The 18,492-nt window shown below is 49.7% G+C and carries 17 protein-coding genes; 6 read left to right on the top strand and 11 right to left on the bottom strand.

From position 1 onward, the window contains the following. Nucleotides 1-396: 396 nt before the first annotated feature. The 5 genes from R5268_RS13320 to rplU form a co-directional block, all read right to left on the bottom strand. Nucleotides 397-1,323 carry a DUF4225 domain-containing protein gene (locus tag R5268_RS13320; protein ID WP_317419549.1) on the bottom strand — a complete coding sequence of 309 codons (927 nt, stop codon included), beginning with the start codon at nucleotides 1,321-1,323 and terminating at the stop codon, nucleotides 397-399. Further along, nucleotides 1,323-1,802: an Hcp family type VI secretion system effector gene (locus tag R5268_RS13315; protein ID WP_317419550.1), complete on the bottom strand. Its 480-nt coding sequence runs from the start codon at nucleotides 1,800-1,802 to the stop codon at nucleotides 1,323-1,325. Before R5268_RS13315 ends, R5268_RS13320 begins: the two co-directional genes overlap by 1 nt. A gap of 198 nt (nucleotides 1,803-2,000) precedes the next feature. Beyond that, on the bottom strand, nucleotides 2,001-3,170 hold the full coding sequence (gene cgtA / locus R5268_RS13310; protein ID WP_107680082.1) for an Obg family GTPase CgtA: 1,170 nt from the start codon (nucleotides 3,168-3,170) through the stop codon (nucleotides 2,001-2,003). Nucleotides 3,171-3,298: 128 nt separating this feature from the next. Beyond that, complete coding sequence (gene rpmA / locus R5268_RS13305; RefSeq protein ID WP_046894268.1) at nucleotides 3,299-3,556, bottom strand: 50S ribosomal protein L27; 258 nt, start codon at nucleotides 3,554-3,556, stop codon at nucleotides 3,299-3,301. A 20-nt stretch (nucleotides 3,557-3,576) separates the two neighbouring features. Beyond that, nucleotides 3,577-3,885: a 50S ribosomal protein L21 gene (rplU, locus tag R5268_RS13300; protein WP_004241383.1), complete on the bottom strand. Its 309-nt coding sequence runs from the start codon at nucleotides 3,883-3,885 to the stop codon at nucleotides 3,577-3,579. Between the two features lie 262 nt (nucleotides 3,886-4,147). Here rplU and ispB point away from each other — a divergent pair, with 262 nt between their 5' ends. Then, nucleotides 4,148-5,119 (top strand): octaprenyl diphosphate synthase, encoded by a 972-nt coding sequence (ispB, locus tag R5268_RS13295; protein WP_052926776.1) that lies wholly within the window; start codon nucleotides 4,148-4,150, stop codon nucleotides 5,117-5,119. Between the two features lie 39 nt (nucleotides 5,120-5,158). On the opposite strand, the gene R5268_RS13290 is transcribed toward ispB, so the two are convergent. Continuing rightward, nucleotides 5,159-5,545 (bottom strand): DNA-binding protein, encoded by a 387-nt coding sequence (locus tag R5268_RS13290; RefSeq protein WP_317419551.1) that lies wholly within the window; start codon nucleotides 5,543-5,545, stop codon nucleotides 5,159-5,161. A 579-nt stretch (nucleotides 5,546-6,124) separates the two neighbouring features. On the opposite strand from R5268_RS13290, the gene R5268_RS13285 reads away from it, so the two are divergent. Continuing rightward, entirely contained in the window at nucleotides 6,125-6,391 is a 267-nt protein-coding gene (locus R5268_RS13285; protein WP_107680083.1) for a helix-turn-helix domain-containing protein, read from the top strand. Between the two features lie 93 nt (nucleotides 6,392-6,484). On the opposite strand, the gene mdh is transcribed toward R5268_RS13285, so the two are convergent. Further along, a complete protein-coding gene (mdh, locus tag R5268_RS13280) occupies nucleotides 6,485-7,423 on the bottom strand; it encodes a malate dehydrogenase (protein WP_024474260.1) in 939 nt (312 codons plus the stop codon). A 448-nt stretch (nucleotides 7,424-7,871) separates the two neighbouring features. On the opposite strand from mdh, the gene argR reads away from it, so the two are divergent. Beyond that, nucleotides 7,872-8,342: a transcriptional regulator ArgR gene (argR, locus tag R5268_RS13275; protein ID WP_004234524.1), complete on the top strand. Its 471-nt coding sequence runs from the start codon at nucleotides 7,872-7,874 to the stop codon at nucleotides 8,340-8,342. A 114-nt stretch (nucleotides 8,343-8,456) separates the two neighbouring features. On the opposite strand, the gene mpl is transcribed toward argR, so the two are convergent. Further along, complete coding sequence (gene mpl, locus R5268_RS13270; RefSeq protein ID WP_317419555.1) at nucleotides 8,457-9,809, bottom strand: UDP-N-acetylmuramate:L-alanyl-gamma-D-glutamyl-meso-diaminopimelate ligase; 1,353 nt, start codon at nucleotides 9,807-9,809, stop codon at nucleotides 8,457-8,459. Between the two features lie 167 nt (nucleotides 9,810-9,976). Here mpl and fbp point away from each other — a divergent pair, with 167 nt between their 5' ends. Continuing rightward, complete coding sequence (gene fbp, locus R5268_RS13265) at nucleotides 9,977-10,990, top strand: class 1 fructose-bisphosphatase (RefSeq protein ID WP_046894263.1); 1,014 nt, start codon at nucleotides 9,977-9,979, stop codon at nucleotides 10,988-10,990. 95 nt (nucleotides 10,991-11,085) lie between these two features. Further along, a complete protein-coding gene (ppa, locus tag R5268_RS13260; RefSeq protein WP_046894262.1) occupies nucleotides 11,086-11,616 on the top strand; it encodes an inorganic diphosphatase in 531 nt (176 codons plus the stop codon). A gap of 67 nt (nucleotides 11,617-11,683) precedes the next feature. On the opposite strand, the gene R5268_RS13255 is transcribed toward ppa, so the two are convergent. The 3 genes from R5268_RS13255 to R5268_RS13245 are packed head-to-tail and all read right to left on the bottom strand — an operon-like array spanning nucleotide 11,684 to nucleotide 17,562. Continuing rightward, the gene (locus R5268_RS13255; RefSeq protein WP_046894261.1) at nucleotides 11,684-12,046 is read right to left on the bottom strand and encodes a gamma-glutamylcyclotransferase; all 363 of its coding nucleotides are present in this window, start codon (nucleotides 12,044-12,046) and stop codon (nucleotides 11,684-11,686) included. 3 nt (nucleotides 12,047-12,049) lie between these two features. Further along, a complete protein-coding gene (locus R5268_RS13250) occupies nucleotides 12,050-15,820 on the bottom strand; it encodes a translocation/assembly module TamB domain-containing protein (RefSeq protein WP_317419557.1) in 3,771 nt (1,256 codons plus the stop codon). Next, a complete protein-coding gene (locus R5268_RS13245) occupies nucleotides 15,820-17,562 on the bottom strand; it encodes an autotransporter assembly complex family protein (protein WP_317419559.1) in 1,743 nt (580 codons plus the stop codon). The genes R5268_RS13250 and R5268_RS13245 overlap by 1 nt, the downstream gene beginning before the upstream one ends. A gap of 192 nt (nucleotides 17,563-17,754) precedes the next feature. Here R5268_RS13245 and msrA point away from each other — a divergent pair, with 192 nt between their 5' ends. Continuing rightward, on the top strand, nucleotides 17,755-18,420 hold the full coding sequence (gene msrA / locus R5268_RS13240) for a peptide-methionine (S)-S-oxide reductase MsrA (protein ID WP_046894258.1): 666 nt from the start codon (nucleotides 17,755-17,757) through the stop codon (nucleotides 18,418-18,420). Nucleotides 18,421-18,492: the final 72 nt, after the last annotated feature.

Here is an 18,492-nt window from a genome sequence, read left to right as displayed (position 1 = left end):
CTTACACTGAAAAAAATGGCTTACTCATTAAATTAAATAAACATAAGGACATGAGATGAAATGCCAATCAGAAAAGGAATGCCCTGAGAAGTCAGGCGGTATGATTATGATAAGTAAAAAAGATAAAAAAAGATTAAAGAGAGCCAGGGGTCATATATATTTCGTCAGTATAAAATCAAGCGTGTTGTCAACCATACATACGAGTACTGTTACGTTTTTCATCGTATTACTATTTCAAATCACAAGCCCAGATCCTTTTTTTATTGACATGATAGTATCACTATCAATTTCATTTATGGTTTATTTAATTATGTCTGCGCATCTGTTTGGAAGTGTTATTTTATGCATAAAATTATCAGTGTCTTACTTTCTTATCTTGAAAAGAAAATATCTAAATTAATCATCAAGTAATTCAGGTATGATTAGTTTTAATTTATATGTGGCCATGCCAGATTGATACAAAAATACCGGTTTATACATTTGCTTAAATTTGAATGTGAAATCAGAACGCAACGCATGAAATAGATAGTAACCACCTTTGTCACCAAACCAACGCTCAATTATTGTTGGATAAACAATACCGTTTCGAGTATAAACAGGAAGGTGCAATAATTTATTTGGATTTTTTAATTTAACCAAAGCTCCAAATGAAAGAAAGAGGCTGACACTAAAATCCATGAGCTTATAGGTCACCTCGCCATTATGCCGACTATAACCTGCATATTCAGCAATTTCAGCCATCGAATTTTCAAAATAATTACGATCATTACCGCCATGTTTCCCTCTTGTAAAATTATATATTATTTCATTCACATGCTCTGTTACATTGCTAGCTCCGGTCAGCATTGCTAATGCTCCAATTCCTTTTAATGTATTTGATTTAATAAGTTGTCCTGTTTTAAAAGTCAAAGAACCACCAGCAATCTGAATTACCCCTCCAACAACCTCACCTGTTTTTTTTGCATAAAAAACCCAACCCTGCTCTTCAAACTGTTTTGTGCTTTCATAAACAGACCAGTCATTCCGTCTTCCGCGTTGGTAATCAGCCTCTTCACTCTGGTATAAATAAATAAGACCATTAAACGCATTATCCCGGCCTTGCCTGTAAGCATAATGATCCTCCGCTGAACTCCGCTTGCGGTAAAATTCTTCCCGCAAATACGCTATCGCCTTGCGGATATTTTCCCGGTAAATTATTTTTACTTCCGGGTCATATAAAAGATAGGATGCCGCGCGTTCAGAAAGCGTTTTCAGCTTATTGCAATAATCATCGAATTCACGGTTGTAAGCGGGTTGCGTCGATAATACACGGGCTGTTGGCATCAGAAACTCCTGTCATCCCAGATACTGTAAGAACTGGTTCCGGCCATAACGTGCTCCCATGTTATGGACTTAAAGCGGATTGAAAGACTTTCTTCCGGTTGTGAATCGTTATGCGTGACAGAGTTCGGATAGAAACAGTTAAGACTGACAATCGCAGCCCCGGTCAGTTTTATTTTATAATATAACTCTATACTGCCGTTCATACCTGTCCGGTAAAATGAAAAATCACACGTCAATATTTCATTATTTGTCAGCGCCTGGGCAAGAAGCGGGGATGACTTATCAATTGGTTTACGGATATCCAGCGGTTGAAAATTGACATTCTGTCCCATCGACATACCAGAGGAAACTTCAAACACCAGTATTTCATCTTCATGCCCCGCCTGATATTTATTCCCGATCGAATCAATAGTTGAAGCGCCGCGGGAAATCAATCCTTGTTTATTACCGGTTACTGACAGATAGATGATGTTGGCCACTTGTCGCCCTTAATGATAAAAGAAAATTTACCTTAAGTTCACCATCTTATTTATGCGGGTGCAATAAAAATACCGTGATTAACATAAGCAAAATTTATTTTTTCGGTGAGAATCGCAATACAGCCCTCATTCCCCCATTCATAAAAAACCCGATAGTCGGGTAACCAACTATCGGGTTTTTATTCAGAACTCTGACGATTATTTCTTCCAGATGAATTCGACACCTTCTTCGTCGTCTTCATCCCAGTCGTCGTCCCAGTCATCATCGTCTTCCGTCTGCTCAAGCTGCTCTTTGTGGTAATCGTCCCACATAAAGTCCACTTTCGCATCGGCGGCCGGTACTTCAGCAACCGCTTCACGGGCATGGGTGTTGAGGAATTCCATCAGATCCCAGCACAGTGCTTTCACGCCTTCGTGATTGACTGCGGAGATCATATAGAATTTTTCATCCCAGCCGAGCGCATCCGCGATCGCCTGAGAACGAGCTTTCGCTTCTTCCGGATCAATCAGATCGACCTTGTTGAAGACCAGCCAGCGCGGCTTCTCTGCCAGCTTTTCACTGTATTTCTCCAGTTCGCCGACAATGATCTTCGCGTTTTCCACCGGATCACTTTCATCCACAGGGCAGATATCGATCAGGTGCAGCAGCACGCGGCAGCGCTCCAGATGTTTCAGGAAACGAATACCCAGGCCGGCACCATCAGATGCACCTTCGATCAGCCCCGGGATATCCGCGACCACGAAGCTCTGTGAGTTATCCATCCGCACCACACCCAGGCTCGGTACCAGCGTGGTGAACGGATAATCCGCCACTTTTGGTTTTGCCGCAGAGACAGAACGGATAAAGGTGGATTTACCGGCATTCGGCATCCCCAGCATCCCGACGTCAGCCAGCAGCATCAGTTCCATCATGAGTTCACGGGTTTCGCCCGGGGTACCCATGGTGCGCTGACGCGGTGCACGGTTAACTGAAGATTTAAAGCGTGCGTTACCCAGGCCGTGAAATCCACCCTTGGCAACCATGTGGCGCTGTCCGTGCTGCAACATGTCCGCCAGTATCTCGTTGGTGGTCATATCACGCACACGGGTGCCTACAGGCACGTTAATCGTGATATCGTTGCCCCGTTTACCGGTACAGTCACGACTCTGGCCGTTTTGACCCCGCTCAGCACGGAAGGATTTTTCAAAACGGTAATCAATCAGGGTATTGAGGTTTTCATCGGCCTGGAGGTATACATCACCGCCATCGCCGCCGTCTCCGCCGTCTGGTCCGCCTTTCGGAATATATTTTTCGCGACGGAAGCTCACGCATCCGTTGCCGCCATCTCCTGCCACAACCAGGATTTTAGCTTCATCTACAAATTTCATTACTTTTCTCCGTAACGTTGCCGTGTCCGGACTACCGGTTCAGTATGACCCGGGATGACGTTTTACGCATATAAAAAGCCCTGCAAAAGGTTTGCAGGGCTTTCGGACTCGGTTAAGACGTGAAAAACTTATTCAGCTTCGATGCTGATGAATTTACGGTTTTTCGGGCCTTTAACTTCGAATTTTACTTTTCCGTCAGCTAACGCGAACAGAGTGTGGTCGCGACCGCAACCTACGTTGTTGCCTGCGTGGAATTTAGTACCACGCTGACGAACGATGATGCTGCCTGCTAATACAGCTTCACCACCGAAACGTTTTACACCCAGACGTTTTGCTTCAGAATCGCGACCGTTTCGAGTCGAGCCGCCAGCCTTTTTGTGTGCCATTGATCTGCTCTCCTATTAACTTAAGCGATACCGGTGATTTTAACATCAGTGAACCACTGACGGTGGCCCTGCTGTTTCCGGCTGTGTTTACGACGACGGAACTTAACGATTTTAATTTTATCGCCGCGACCGTGTGTAACCACTTCAGCTTTAATTTTAACACCTTCAACGACTGGAGCGCCGATCTTGATGTCTTCACCATTTGCAACCATCAGAACCTGGTCAAACTCAACAGTTTCACCTGTTGCGATGTCCAGCTTTTCCAAGCGAACGATTTGACCTTCGCTGACCCGGTGTTGTTTACCACCACTTTGGAAAACCGCGTACATATTAACTCCGCTTTCCGCACACCCCATAAAATTTGATTCTCAGAGTGCACTATAAAATTATTCACAATAGGGCGCGGATTTTACGCAAAAATGCCGCAAATGACAAGTGCTGAAAACGATCTAATGATAAAAAAACGCCACTTTACAGATAGCCGTTTATTTGCGGCTTTTTTACAGTACAATCACAAAATATAAAAAAACGCTGCTATCATAAACCATTACCTTTGATCGGGATGTCAAAAACAAGGTTAAAGCAAGTCATATGAACTCAGAACAAATAATCGCGCTGACGGCGGATGATATGGCCGCAGTCAATCAAAAGATTCAAAAACAGCTGACCTCAGACGTATCGCTCATCAACCAGCTGGGTTATTACATTATCAGCGGCGGCGGGAAACGGATCCGCCCGATGATCGCCGTACTGACCGGCCGGGCTCTGGGCTATGACGGCGACAAACATATTCAGGTGGCGGCACTGATCGAATTTATCCATACCGCCACCCTGCTGCACGATGATGTGGTGGATGAATCCGACATGCGCCGCGGCAAACAGACGGCTAACGAAGTATTCGGTAATGCCGCCAGCGTGCTGGTCGGGGATTTTATCTACACACGATCTTTTCAGATGATGACGGATCTGGATTCCATGCGTGTGCTGAAACTGATGTCAGAAGCGACGAACGTGATCGCGGAAGGTGAAGTACTGCAACTGATGAACTGCAACGATCCGGATATCAGCGAAGCGGATTACATGCAGGTTATCTACAGCAAAACCGCCCGTCTGTTTGAAGCCGCCTCGCAGTCCGCCGCGATTCTGGCCGGTGCCACCGCGGAGCAGGAGAAAGCGTTGCAGGATTATGGCCGGTATCTCGGCACGGCTTTCCAGCTGATCGATGATGTTCTGGACTATGATGCGGATAATACGACACTCGGTAAAAATACCGGGGATGACCTCGATGAAGGCAAGCCGACACTCCCGCTGCTTCATGCCATGCACAACGGCAATGCGGAAGAATCCGCGCTGATCCGTCAGGCGATTGAACAGGGTAACGGGCGTCATCTGCTGGAGCAGGTGCTTACCGTGATGAAGCGCTGCGGCTCTCTGGCATACACCTATGCCCGCGCCGAAGAAGAAGCAGACAAAGCGATCGCATCGCTCTCTGCACTGCCGGACTCTCAGTACAAAGATGCCCTCGCAGGTCTGGCACATATCGCGGTCCGCCGCTCTGCCTGATCACAGAGAAAAAACGGGATCTGTAAAGATCCCGTTTTTTTATTCCGGTTTTTCGTTCTGCTCCCGGCTGCCCGGAAGCTCCTGTGCATCGAGATGCTGGATCAGTTTGGCTAAACCTTCCCGCAGAATGAACGTGACAATTTTTTCGCGCTCCTCTCTGGTGAGCTGATAATAAGCTTCCACCCAAATCAGAAACGCATCCTGCCGCTTTGCCTGATAGCTCGCGCTGTTGTCACACGCATGCAGGATTGCCTGAACTTCATCCGGCAGACTATCGATACTGTACTCGACTGCTTTTCCCTGCACGCCGCGCTTGCGCCGCTGATGCCAGCCTTCCCGTCTCGCCATCAGGTTGACACCTTGAGGAGATGATGGCAAGCCCGCCAAACCAACCAATTCCTTCGCGGAATACCATTCTTTTTTCATCTTTTCTCCTGCAACCCATTTTCAGCAAAAAATCGGCAATTTCTGTGTTTAAACTGCGTGAATCTGCCGGGCACTTTCCTAAAAATGACAAATGCTTTATCTGCACTGAATTTTTTAACTGATTCCGGATCTACACCGATTTTTACGGGATTATTTTACAAACACAAGGATAAAACATTATTTATTTGTGAATAATCGGCATATTTTGTTACAACAACGGTAAGCACTTAATACAATGATCGTCGGGCAGAAAATGAGATCCGGCTCAGTGCTGCTGACGTATCACGCCTGGTAACAGATAAAAATCGCTTTTGTTTCATCAACAAACTCCTTATGTTAAGTAAGCAAATATGCTTACCTCATTCAGTCCTTTGCGTTACCTGCACATTTTCATTCTGTTTCTTAATTCTGTAACAGAGTTCAAAAAAGATATTTTTAAGAAAAAATTTAAGAAAATATTTAGAAAAATAATGGTATTTTATTTTCTTAATAACGAATTGAATTCATCTTTAATGTGATGGCAACCCGTTATTTATACCACTAACACGGCATTAATCTAAAATAAAAAGGACTCAATATATGGATTCCGGTAAATCTGACTGGCACCCTGCTGATATTATTGCTTCGCTGAAGAAACGGGGGACAACCCTTGCCGCCCTGTCACGTAACGCAGGGCTCAGCTCCTCAACGCTCGCCAATGCGCTCTCCCGCCCGTGGCCGAAAGGTGAATGGCTCATCGCAGACTTTCTCGCCGTCCATCCGTCGGAGATTTGGCCCAGCCGTTATTTTAATTCTATCACAGGTGAATTATTAGATAGGAAAATAAGAGTGAAGGTAACTAATTAATTTCAATATATAGTTATAAAAACAATAAAACCGCTAATCATAATTAGCGGTTTTATTTACGGCTCAAAAAAATAAATACAACTATTTAATAACTCAGCTGTTAATAAATTTCTCACCAAGTGCAATATCGGCTTTCAGCACATCCAGCATGCCGTTAAGCGCTTTCTCTTCATAGGCGCTGAGTGACCCGATATCCAGACGCTTTTCAACACCGTTTTTGCCTAATACGACCGGCTGGGCAAAGAAACGGGCATATTTGCCGTCGCCTTCGGTGTAGGTGCATTCCACCACATTGCTTTCACCCTGCATGGCGCGAACCAGTGACAGACCGAAACGTGCGGCAGCCTGGCCCATGGACAGTGTTGCAGACCCGCCGCCTGCTTTGGCTTCCACAACTTCTGTACCCGCGTTCTGAATACGCTTGGTCAGACTGTCAATTTCCGCATCACTGAAGCTGACGCCCGGGATCTGAGACAGCAGCGGCAGAATAGTCACACCGGAGTGTCCGCCGATAACCGGCACTTCCAGCTCCTGTGGTTTTTTCCCTTTCAGTTCCGCCACAAAGGTGTTGGAGCGGATAATATCCAGCGTGGTAACGCCGAACAGACGATTTTTGTCATACACACCGGCTTTTTTCAGCACTTCTGCCGCAATAGCTACCGTGGTGTTTACCGGGTTGGTGATGATACCGATTAACGCTTTCGGGCAGGTTTTGGCAATTTTTTCCACCAGATTACGCACGATCCCGGCGTTCACATTAAACAGATCAGAACGATCCATGCCGGGTTTACGGGCCACACCGGCAGAAATCAGGACAATATCCGCACCTTCTAATGCAGGGGTAGGATCTTCCCCGGCAAATCCGGTGATCCGGACGTCTGTCGGAATATGGCTGAGATCTTTTGCCACACCCGGAGTGACCGGTGCGATATCATATAAAGTAAGATCTGAACCGGAAGGAAGCTGGGTTTTAAGAAGAAGGGCGAGAGCCTGACCAATACCACCTGCTGCTCCGAGAACTGCAACTTTCATCCTGAGACTCCTTAACTTGGGACGGTTAGCACGATTGCGCATCAGGCGCGAATCCGTGCATGAGGGCTGTGAATACAATATTTTAACAGACTGATTGCATATTCACGCATTTGAATCTGTTTGTCTATTGTTATCCATTCTAAACAAATCGCTTATCTGTTAATGAGATAAGGAACACTATTTTGACAATTATTTTACTTTAAGAGCACTTATAGTCATGTGCGTTAATATAACAATGCGTAACTGCTAACAACATCATTTAATTAACAATATATTTACCTATGGTGATAACCTGGTCAGAACCATAAGCAATGTCAATTACGTGAACTGATCACCAGTTTTGACCATTAATGCGGTTTACCCGGGTCAGGCCACAGGGTTTAATTTGCATAAAAATGCATTTTTCCGCATAATAATAAAGTCCGTATCCAAATTTTCAGGAAAGACTATGCGTGCACCTTCTAAACAGGAAGATCTGATCAAGGCGTTTAAAGCGCTGTTGAAAGAAGAAAAATTCAGCTCTCAGGGGGAGATTGTCACCGCCCTGCAGGAAGAGGGCTTTGAGAATATTAATCAGTCCAAGATTTCCAGGATGCTGACCAAGTTCGGTGCTGTCCGCACCCGTAACGCAAAAATGGAAATGGTTTACTGTCTGCCTGCGGAACTGGGTGTTCCGACAGCCACCAGCCCGTTAAAAAACCTGGTGCTGGATATTGATTACAATGACTCGGTGGTGGTTATCCGTACCAGTCCGGGTGCAGCGCAGCTGATTGCCCGTCTGCTGGATTCCATCGGCAAATCCGAGGGTATTCTCGGCAGTATCGCCGGGGATGACACCATTTTCTCGACACCGGCCAAAGATTTCACCACAGAACAGCTTTACGAAGCGATTCTTGCCCTGTTCGAACAGGAACTGTAATCCGCCGTTAATCATACAAAAACCGCGCGGTACTGATGTCCCGCGCGGTTTTTTTTCTTAGTTTTTAAATTCTCAGTTTTTACATTCTCAGCTTTCAAATTCTCAGCTGTCAGATTACTTCAGCTTTTCCAGCAGTTTATCGTGGATACCGCCAAAGCTGCCGTTGCTCATCACCAGGATATGATCGCCCGGCTGAGCATGTCCGGCCACCATATTGACCAGTGCGTCCGGGTCTCCGGTCCAGTAAGCCGGCTGCACACAACGCTCGGTAATTTCACTGACCAGCCACGGAATATCTGCCGGCTGGAAGATAAACACTTCATCCGCACGACCCAGCGCAGGTGCGATATCGTCTTTGCTGATCCCCATCTTCATGGTGTTTGAGCGCGGTTCCAGTACCACGAGAATACGGGCTGTACCCCCGACCTTACTGCGCAGTGCCTGTAATGTGGCCAGAATCGCTGTCGGGTGATGCGCAAAGTCATCGTAGATACTGATACCGTTTACCTGACCGCGCAGCTCGAGACGGCGGCGGGCGTTGATAAATTGACCCAGAGCACGGCAGGCTTCCGCCACCGGCACACCGACGTGATGTGCGGCAGCAACCGCCATCAGGGCGTTCTGCATATTATGCTCGCCCACCAGTCCCCAGGTCACACGGCCGCTGATTTCGCCGTCATAACGCACATCGAACTCACCACAGTCATTAGTGATTTTCTCTGCCTGCCAGCGGGCATTATCGCCGGTATACTCTTCTTCACTCCAGCAGCCCATACTGAGTACCTGTTTCAGATTGGCATCCTGAGCCGGGGCAATAATTTTGCCGTCACCCGGCACCACACGCACCAGATGATGGAACTGTTTTTCAATCGCCGCGAGGTTTTCAAAGATATCCGCGTGATCAAATTCGAGGTTATTGAGCAGCAGTGTACGCGGGCTGTAATGCACAAATTTCGAGCGTTTATCAAAGAATGCACAGTCATATTCATCGGCTTCGATAACAAAGAACGGACTGTTACCCAGTGTGGCAGAAACATCAAAGTTCCCCGGAACACCACCGATCAGGAAGCCCGGCTGATAACCGCAGTCTTCCAGAATCCAGGCCAGCATACCGGCAGTGGTGGTTTTCCCGTGAGTCCCGGCAACCGCCAGCACCCAGCGCTCCGGTAAGACATGGTCATGCAGCCACTGCGGGCCGGAGGTGTAAGGAATTCCCTGGTTCAGCACCGCTTCAACACACGGATTTCCGCGCTTCATGGCATTGCCGATCACCACCATATCCGGACGCGGCGTCAGTTGTGCCGGGTCGTAACCGGTGATCAGTTCGATCCCCTGTTCTGTCAGTAAATCACTCATCGGCGGGTAGACATTCTGATCCGAGCCGGTCACTTTGTGCCCCTGTGCGCGGGCCAGGATAGCCAGGCTGCCCATGAAGGTGCCGCAGATACCGAGAATATGAATATGCATTATTTTTTATCCAATAGCATGACGTTGGTCACTATTCTAACCATCTCTCAAAAGAACTGAAACGGATTAGCCTATCAATTATGATTTTCTTTGGCTAAACTTGCACCCGCGTTTACGGGCAACCGCTTTCGTAATACTTTTATTTCACCCACTTCAGGACGTACGTCATGAAAACATTAGGCGAATTTATCGTCGAAAAACAGCAGGACTTTTCTCACGCCACCGGAGAACTGACTGCACTCCTCTCCGCGATTAAGTTAGGCGCTAAGATTATTCACCGTGATATCAACAAAGCCGGGCTGGTTGATATCCTTGGTACTAATGGTATCTCAAACGTGCAGGGCGAAGTCCAGATGAAACTGGATCTTTACGCCAACGAGAAACTGAAAGCCGCGCTGAAAGCCCGTGGTGAAGTTGCCGGTATTGCCTCTGAAGAAGAAGACGACATTGTTGTTTTTGAAGGCGGCCGTGCGGAAAACGCCAAATATGTGGTTCTGATGGACCCGCTCGACGGCTCATCCAACATTGATGTGAATGTGTCAGTCGGTACTATTTTCTCTATTTATCACCGTATCACCCCGCTGGGCCAGCCGGTCACCGAAGCTGACTTCCTCCAGCCGGGCAACCGCCAGGTCGCTGCCGGTTACGTGGTTTACGGCTCCTCCACCATGCTGGTTTACACAACCGGTAACGGTGTGCACGCCTTCACCTATGATCCGTCCCTGGGTGTGTTCTGCCTGTGTCAGGCTGATATGAAATTCCCGGAGAACGGCAAAATGTATTCCATCAACGAAGGGAACTACATCCGTTTCCCTGTCGGCGTGAAAAAATACATCAAATACTGCCAGGAAGAAGATCCTGCAACAGATCGCCCGTACACCACCCGTTATATCGGCTCGCTGGTAGCGGATTTCCACCGCAACCTGCTCAAGGGCGGGATCTACATCTATCCGAGCACCGCAAGCCATCCGAGCGGCAAACTGCGCCTGCTGTACGAGTGCAACCCGATGTCATTCCTCGCGGAACAGGCAGGCGGTAAAGCGAGTGACGGTAAGAACCGCATCCTCGATATCATTCCGGAAAAACTCCACCAGCGTTCACCGTACTTTGTCGGTACCCGCTCAATGGTAGAGAAAGCAGAAAGCTTTATGGCGGAATTCCCGGACGAAAACGGGAAGTAAGCAAGAGTAAGAGAAGGAAAAGGCGGTATACCACCGCCTTTTTTTCGTTATAATATCCGCCACGCTATTTGTTCTGAAGATTAAGGAATCCGTTCATGAGCCTGAATAATGTTCCTGCAGGTAAAGATCTGCCGGAAGATATCTATGTTGTTATCGAAATCCCTGCCAACGCAGATCCGATTAAATATGAAGTTGATAAAGAATCCGGCGCACTGTTTGTTGACCGTTTCATGTCAACCGCCATGTTCTACCCGTGCAACTACGGTTACATCAACCACACCTTATCTCTGGATGGTGACCCGGTAGACGTGCTGGTACCGACTCCGTATCCGTTACAGCCGGGTTCAGTGATCCGCTGCCGTCCTGTCGGCGTGCTGAAAATGACTGACGAATCAGGTGAAGATGCCAAACTGGTTGCGGTTCCGCACACCAAACTGAGCAAAGAATACGATCACATCAATGATGTGAACGATCTGCCTGAACTGCTGAAAGCTCAGATCACGCACTTCTTCGAGCACTACAAAGATCTCGAAAAAGGCAAATGGGTGAAAGTTGACGGCTGGGAAGATGCCGCAGCAGCAAAAGCTGAAATCATCGCTTCTTTCGAACGCGCTGCTAAAAAATAATCCGCAGTCCGTTTCAGAGACAAAAAAAACCGCTGTTTTCACAGCGGTTTTTTTATTCACAGGGAAATCATTCGCTTTCCGGGTCTGCTTCCTCGTGCCGTTTCAGCCAGTCCCCGCAATTTATCTTCACCAGTCCGTCCACCGGACGCTGATATAAGTAAATCCAGGCACTGCCGTACGGCGTTGAAACCAGTTCACGCCGGTAATCCTGACCATCTTTTTTTAATTCATCCAGCTCAGTCAGGATCGACGAGGAGATCCGGTACACTTCACATTCGATCGAACCGGTTCCCGGCACCACCGCAGGATAGTGTCCCAAATCATACAGGTCATAGCCTTCAAGCGTATATTCTCCCAGCAGGGCGGCATAGGTCATCCAATGATGGTTGCCCTGTTTCTGCCGCAAACTGCCATAAACGATCACTCGCATATATTAAAACTCAAACTGATAAAGCAGATCGATCGCCTGGTTAACACCAGACACCGCTTCCAGATATAACCTGGGCATTAACCTATAGCGTAACGTTAAGGTCGCTAAGGAGTCAAATATACCGACACCATATTTTACCTGCAGATCATTGGTTATCTTACCGCTGACCACAACCTGCGACTTATCGCCCACACCCTGGGTATCCAGCGCCAGATCCGAAATACCGAATGTCTCACCGATTTTTCCGACTAACTGCCCGCTTTGTGCCACACCGAGGCTGATCAGCATGGAGGTCATCTGCGAGCTGTCCGCATCCCCGGTATCCAGCCCCTCACCACGCAGCAGGTAAGAGAGCGCATTTTCCTGGGACATCGCCGGATCAGAGAATATTTCCACTTTCGGTCTGTCAGCAAGCCCGGTCACCCGGACACCCGCAATCACGCCGTCGGCGGTGTTATCCGGGTTACGGATCGCTTCCAGATTGAGGAACGGCTGGTCAGCAGGACCGGAGAACAGGATCTGACCTTTGCGCACCAGCAGATCCTGCCCGTAAGCATGGAAGCGTCCGCGCGGAATATCCACCTGGCCGTTCAGTCCCAGCCCCTGCTTGTCCTGAGCGACTTTCAGATCCCCGGTCAGTTTTGCTTTCAGACCAAAAGCATCCAGCAGCACATCATCACCGATATGGATACGCAGATTACTCAGGATCGGAATACTGGTCGGTTTCTCACGGATTGGCTGTAAGTTGTCATCCAGCATCACTTCATCGGATGTGGCGCTGACAGCGGAATCCGGGACTTCATGCACCGTGATCCGTGCCCACGGAATATTGACCGTACCATCCAGTTTCAGCATTGACGGCGTGGCCTCAAAGACCAGATCCGGGCTGACATCAATCCGCACCATCGGCGGCAAGGAAACACGCAGTTTGTCACCCTGTGCAAAAATCTTCGCACTCCAGGCATCCATTCTGCGCCAGTCCGCATTACCGCTGAGGTTGAGATACCCTTCCGGTGTTTTGATGTTTCCGCTGAGATCAGAGCGGGCGCCGTCGAAATTCACATTCAGTCCGCCGGTCGTGATATCGAACGGCAGCAGACGGCCGCTGACCGCGAGGTCAGATAATCCCAGCTGACCAAACAGCAGCGGCGATGCCGCGTTACCGCCCAGACGCAGCGCGGCATTCAGCCGCCCGGTGGCTTTATCGCCTTTGCCGAGCAGCGGTTTCAGCAGATCCAGCGAGATATTATCGATACCGACATTGCCGCTCAGCTGACGGCGTTTTTCCAGATCAGTAATCTGGACATTACCGTTAATCTTCCCGTTACCGGCAATGGCAATCAGCCACTGAAGATTCAGTTTGCCGTTTTTCATGGCGGCGGTCAGTGTCAGGGTATCAAACGCGACCGGCAGATTCGTGCCGTCGAGGTTCTGCACCACCTTCACACCGTTACCTTTCAGGGATGCATCAATCACCGGCTGTGAACCGTCCGCAAACCAGCGGACATTGGCATTACCGCTGAATACGCCGTCCAGCCGGGTATCCTGGCCGAGGAACGGTTTAATCATCGCCAGGTCAAAACGTTCAAGGGCAACAGACGCATTACCGGAAGCCCCGGCAGTGATCGGTTTCGGCACACAGATACGGGCATCCGGATTCACCCAGCAATGGGTGCCGATGGTCACTTCCTGTTTTTCATTCAGGTAGGTCAGTGCCATCGCCTTACTGAGTGACCACTCACCCACCGGTGTGTCAAAGCGGGTATTATTCAGCGTGCCTTTCCAGGTTTCGGTTTTACGATCAAATCCGCCGTTCAGCATCAGCTGTGCCGAGACCGGTTCGCCTTTCATGGTCAGTTTCAGCTGATGCTGCGCTTCTGTGCCTTTGGCATTCAGGGTCAGATTGCTGATCACCAGATCCGCCTGTTTCAGCTGATTCACAGTGACATCCAACTGACCTTTGATCTGTTCCGCAGAAGTGATATCCCCTTTGATTTTGGCATCCGCCACGGACAGATCGTTCTGCCATTTCAGGCTGTTAACCGTCAGATCGGCAAGGATCTGCGGTTTTTCCATATTACCGCGGACATTAAGCTTCCCTTTGATGGTTCCCGCCAGGCCCGGAACCAGCCCGCCGAGCGCCGGAGCATTGATATCGGCATCCAGCTTCCAGTTATCCGCCAGCTGTCCGCGGACATCCAGTTTATTGTTACCCAGCGCCAGTTTCAGATCAGGGATCGTCCACTGACCGCCCGCGTTACCTTTCACATTACCGCGCGCTTTCAGCGGATAGGTTTTCACTTTGCCGTCAAGGGTGATATCCGGGATTTCAAGCTCCCAGTTACCGCCGTACAGGCTGCCCCGGGTACTGATTTTACCGTCCACTTTGGCCGGCCACTCCGGATAAGCTTTTGCGGTATTCAGGCCGGAAAGCGTCAGCACCGCCTGCCAGCTGATAGCTTTCTGCCAGTCCGCCACCCCGGTCACTTCCGCAAAGCCCTGTAACGCATTCAGACGCAGGCGGGTAAGATTAAGCTGCTCTGTATTCCCTTTGGCATCCAGGGTCAGCAGAGCGGGCGGGATGTCCTTACCTTTGATATCTGAACGCAGGGAGAGATCGTAACCGCTTACTTTTCCGTTAAGACGCAGTTTCACACCATCAAGCTGATAGTCCGCCTCTCCGGTCAGCGGCCAGCTGACTTTCTGACTTTCCAGCGTCAGCAGCAGCGGCAGATCGGCCTGTGTCAGATTGGTTTGTGCATCCAGCGTGGCATTAACCGGCCCTTTCAGCGCCAGCGCCAGTTTCAGTTCATCCAGCAGTCCGCCGTTCAGGCTGAGATCAAGATCCTGCCCGCTGAACTCATCAAAATCACGGACATGGCCTTTGACAGACAGCGCCACCGGCCATTTTTCGCTGAGTGCCACTTCCCCGCTGATCGCGATATTACCCTGTGGCGCATCCGCAGACAGATCACTGAGGGTCAGCACCTGACCTTTGTTAAACAGCGCCAGATGCAGGGAATTGAGCGTTACCGGTGCATCACCGCTCACCTGCCAGTTCTCACCGGAAATACCTTCCACTGAGATATTCAGCGGAAGAATAACCTCCGGCAGTTCTGCCAGCATCGGCTGAGCAAAAATCTCACTGATGGTTTCACCTAACGGCTTCTCCGGTGCATCCGTTGCCGGTGCCGGCTCTTCTGCCGCAGCCGGGTCACTTTTCGGCAGCACAACAGAAAGGGCATTAATCACCGTTGGTTTCAGCGTCAGCTGATCGCCCTGCCAGGTCATGGCGGTACGGAAAGTATCCAGATTCACCGCCATATCATCCACGGTAACCTGTGTGTCAGTCACGGAAAGCGAATCAAGGAAAATGGTCAGCGGTGCATTCAGCTCTGTCAGCGGCTCTGACGGCGGGGTTTCTTCTGACGGCGGCAGTTTTGCCGTATCGACAGCAACCCGCGTGCCGTCCGTGCTGAGGTTTTCAACACAGAGTGTCATGTCTTTCAGGCAGCTCAGGCGCAACGCCAGATCAACCTTATCCACACTGACATCAATACCGGGCATGGTGTACTTCACCTGTTTCAGGGTCAGATTACGCAGATCGCCCTCAACCTGGCCGATAGTCAGGCCGGATACCATACGCGGCGCGAGATTCAGGGCAAAGTGCAGCCCGGATTGTGTACCCAGTACCCAGCCGAGTGTACCGCCAATCATCAGGATAAGTACCAGCAGAATGATTGCCGGCCACTTCAGATACTTCAGCCATTTCATCAGAGTTCTGCCCCCAAGCCGATATAAAACTGGATATTTTTCGTCTGGTCATCCCCTACCGGCGCGGCAAGGTCAAACTTGATTGGCCCGACCGGCGATGCCCAGCGCACCCCGACACCGGCACCGGTTTTGAAATTACTTCGTTTGATATCATTCACCACTTCACCGCTGTCAACAAACACCGCACCCCACCAGTCACCGGTCACGTTGTACTGATATTCCAGCGAACCGACGACCATCCGCGAACCGCCGGTCAGTTTGCCGTCAGCATCTTCCGGTGAGATTTTGTTGTAACGATAACCACGAATGCTGCCATCACCACCGGCGAAGAAACGCAGATCCGGCGGGACTTTGTCGAAATTATTGGTTTCAATCCAGCCGAGATTGCCGCGCATCACAAAGCGGTGGCCATCCCACGGTGTCCGTATCCAGACGTTACGGGCGCGGAAAATGGAAAAATCCACATCCGAACCCCACATTTCATTGGAAACATCCACCGAGTAACGCTGACTGTCCCCCCAGGACGGCATCATCCCGCCCCGCGAACGGACGCGGCTGACATTCACGCCCGGATAGAGCAGCATAGTGGTGTTCGTGATATCCGCCTGGGTAAAGTGGCTGAGACTCCAGCGCATATTGATGCCGTACTGCCAGCCGGTGGATAAATCCCAGTTACGGGAAACACTGACGGTGGCGGTATCGGCTTTGGTATCATTCAGATCGGTCCGTTTATACCCGCCGGAGACAGCATAATACTGCTCGATCGGATTAACCCTGAGCGGGATACGGTAAGAGGTATCAATAATCTGTTCCGGTGCGGACAGACTGATACTGGAGGTCAGGCTGTGGCCTCTTGAATTCACCCACGGCTTATTCCATTTCGCCTGAACACGCGGCCCCACATCGGTGGCAAAACCACCACCCAGCTCAACGAAGTTCTGCGCGCGCGGCGTAAACGAGGCGTCCATAGTCAGATAATCGCTGTTATCCTCCCGCGCTTTTGCAATGTCCGGGGTCACAATCGCTGACTGGAACCAGCCGGTTTCCGCCAGCAGACGGTTAAATTCCGCCAGCTGTTCCGAGGTGTAGTAATCGCCCTCTTTAAAGGGTACCAGACCTTCCAGATAGTCATCTCTGATTTGCGATCCCTGGTAATTTACCTTACCGAAACGGTATCGTTTGCCACTGTTAAACACAAAGTCCCAGTAGGCCGCGTGACGGGAAAGGGCAATGCCGAGCTGGCTTTTTTCCATCTCCGCATCAAAATAGCCGCGTTTTAAGGCCAGCCCGGATAATCCGCTTTTAAAACTTTCGTACTCGCCGTGATTGACGACAGTCCCGGTTTCCGGTGTATTTTTAGTAATAAATTTTTTGAACGCCGGATCAGTTTTTGCCGCACCTTCGATATCCACGGTAACTCCGGCAATTTTAACCGGTTCCCCCGGAACCACCCGGGCATACAATACCGGACGTGCAGGTGGTGTATTATCCTGATAATCAAACGTGATTACCGGCTCATAATACCCCAGCGGACGAAGCCCTTCTTTGATGGCTTTTTCCACCCTGGCACGAAAACGGCCGTCAGCCACGACTTCATCGGTCGTGATGGTGGAAAGCTGGACTCTTGCATTTTTTTCAAGTTGCCCGTCGAGCCCTTCCACTTTTAAGCGAAGATTTGCACTATATGCCAGAGGGGATGTGAGAGACACAGCGACAACACAAACAAGAGGGTATCGGATCACATCAACTCCTGAATTTCTGAAATTTGACTGAGATATACCCTTATTCATTCAGGATACAGCCAGCGAACCTGCAATGTGAATGAATAAGGGTATAAATGAAAATTATTTGAAGTTTACTATAGATACATAAGATAAATAACCTGAAATCTGCTGATAATGCACCGATTATTCTTAAAACAGGAGCCACCGCAAATGACACAAAACACCACTCAATACCCGCAGGATACCATTGTATCTCCTGTTTCCGCCGCCGATGCACTGCCTGACAGCGCCGTGGCGCTGACTATCAGCCCGCGCCATACCGTGACCGGCCATGATGTGAACCATGTGCCTGACGGCTTTGATACCGCGTATTTCGCCATGGGCTGTTTCTGGGGCGTGGAGCGTCTGTTCTGGCAACAGCCGGGTGTGTACAGCACGACTGCCGGGTATACCGGCGGTACAACAAAGAACCCGACCTACGACGATGTCTGCACCGGCAGAACCGGACATGCCGAAGCAGTCCGGGTGGTCTATGACCCGTCCGTCATCAGCTATGCCGATCTGCTGCGCCTGTTCTGGGAAAACCACGACCCGGCACAGGGCATGAAACAGGGCGGCGATATCGGATCACAATACCGTTCTGCGATTTATACCCAGTCTGACAGCCAGCGCGTGCAGGCCCTTGCTTCGCGTGAGCAATATCAGCAGGCGATGAATGAAAGTCAGGACAGCCGCAGTATCACCACGGCCATCCGCCCTCTCGGCCCGTTTTATGTGGCTGAGGATTACCACCAGCAATATCTGGATAAGAACCCGGAAGGCTATTGCGGGCTCGGCGGGATCGGTGTTTGTCTGCCGCCTTCGCTGAGAAACTAGTCGTTTTTCCCGTTCCGGTGCTATACTGCACATCCGCGCACAGACAAATTGGATGCTCTGTGCGCCTTTCTT

The organism is Morganella sp. BCCO 40_0007, assembly GCF_032989665.1.
Classification (GTDB): domain Bacteria; phylum Pseudomonadota; class Gammaproteobacteria; order Enterobacterales; family Enterobacteriaceae; genus Morganella; species Morganella sibonii.
The sequence above is the reverse complement of the archived record's forward strand: the minus strand, read 5'-3'. Positions and strand labels throughout refer to the sequence as shown.

Bases quoted from the DNA above. Each gene is read 5' to 3' on its own strand.
- argR (WP_004234524.1), top strand. From the start codon at position 7,872: ATGCGTGCACCTTCTAAACAGGAAGATCTGATCAAGGCGTTTAAAGCG.
- ppa (WP_046894262.1), top strand. From the start codon at position 11,086: ATGAGCCTGAATAATGTTCCTGCAGGTAAAGATCTGCCGGAAGATATC.
- R5268_RS13320 (WP_317419549.1), bottom strand. From the start codon at position 1,323: ATGCCAACAGCCCGTGTATTATCGACGCAACCCGCTTACAACCGTGAA.
- fbp (WP_046894263.1), top strand. From the start codon at position 9,977: ATGAAAACATTAGGCGAATTTATCGTCGAAAAACAGCAGGACTTTTCT.
- msrA (WP_046894258.1), top strand. From the start codon at position 17,755: ATGACACAAAACACCACTCAATACCCGCAGGATACCATTGTATCTCCT.
- ispB (WP_052926776.1), top strand. From the start codon at position 4,148: ATGAACTCAGAACAAATAATCGCGCTGACGGCGGATGATATGGCCGCA.
- mdh (WP_024474260.1), bottom strand. From the start codon at position 7,423: ATGAAAGTTGCAGTTCTCGGAGCAGCAGGTGGTATTGGTCAGGCTCTC.
- cgtA (WP_107680082.1), bottom strand. From the start codon at position 3,170: ATGAAATTTGTAGATGAAGCTAAAATCCTGGTTGTGGCAGGAGATGGC.
- rplU (WP_004241383.1), bottom strand. From the start codon at position 3,885: ATGTACGCGGTTTTCCAAAGTGGTGGTAAACAACACCGGGTCAGCGAA.
- R5268_RS13285 (WP_107680083.1), top strand. From the start codon at position 6,125: ATGGATTCCGGTAAATCTGACTGGCACCCTGCTGATATTATTGCTTCG.
- rpmA (WP_046894268.1), bottom strand. From the start codon at position 3,556: ATGGCACACAAAAAGGCTGGCGGCTCGACTCGAAACGGTCGCGATTCT.
- R5268_RS13250 (WP_317419557.1), bottom strand. From the start codon at position 15,820: ATGAAATGGCTGAAGTATCTGAAGTGGCCGGCAATCATTCTGCTGGTA.
- R5268_RS13290 (WP_317419551.1), bottom strand. From the start codon at position 5,545: ATGAAAAAAGAATGGTATTCCGCGAAGGAATTGGTTGGTTTGGCGGGC.
- mpl (WP_317419555.1), bottom strand. From the start codon at position 9,809: ATGCATATTCATATTCTCGGTATCTGCGGCACCTTCATGGGCAGCCTG.
- R5268_RS13255 (WP_046894261.1), bottom strand. From the start codon at position 12,046: ATGCGAGTGATCGTTTATGGCAGTTTGCGGCAGAAACAGGGCAACCAT.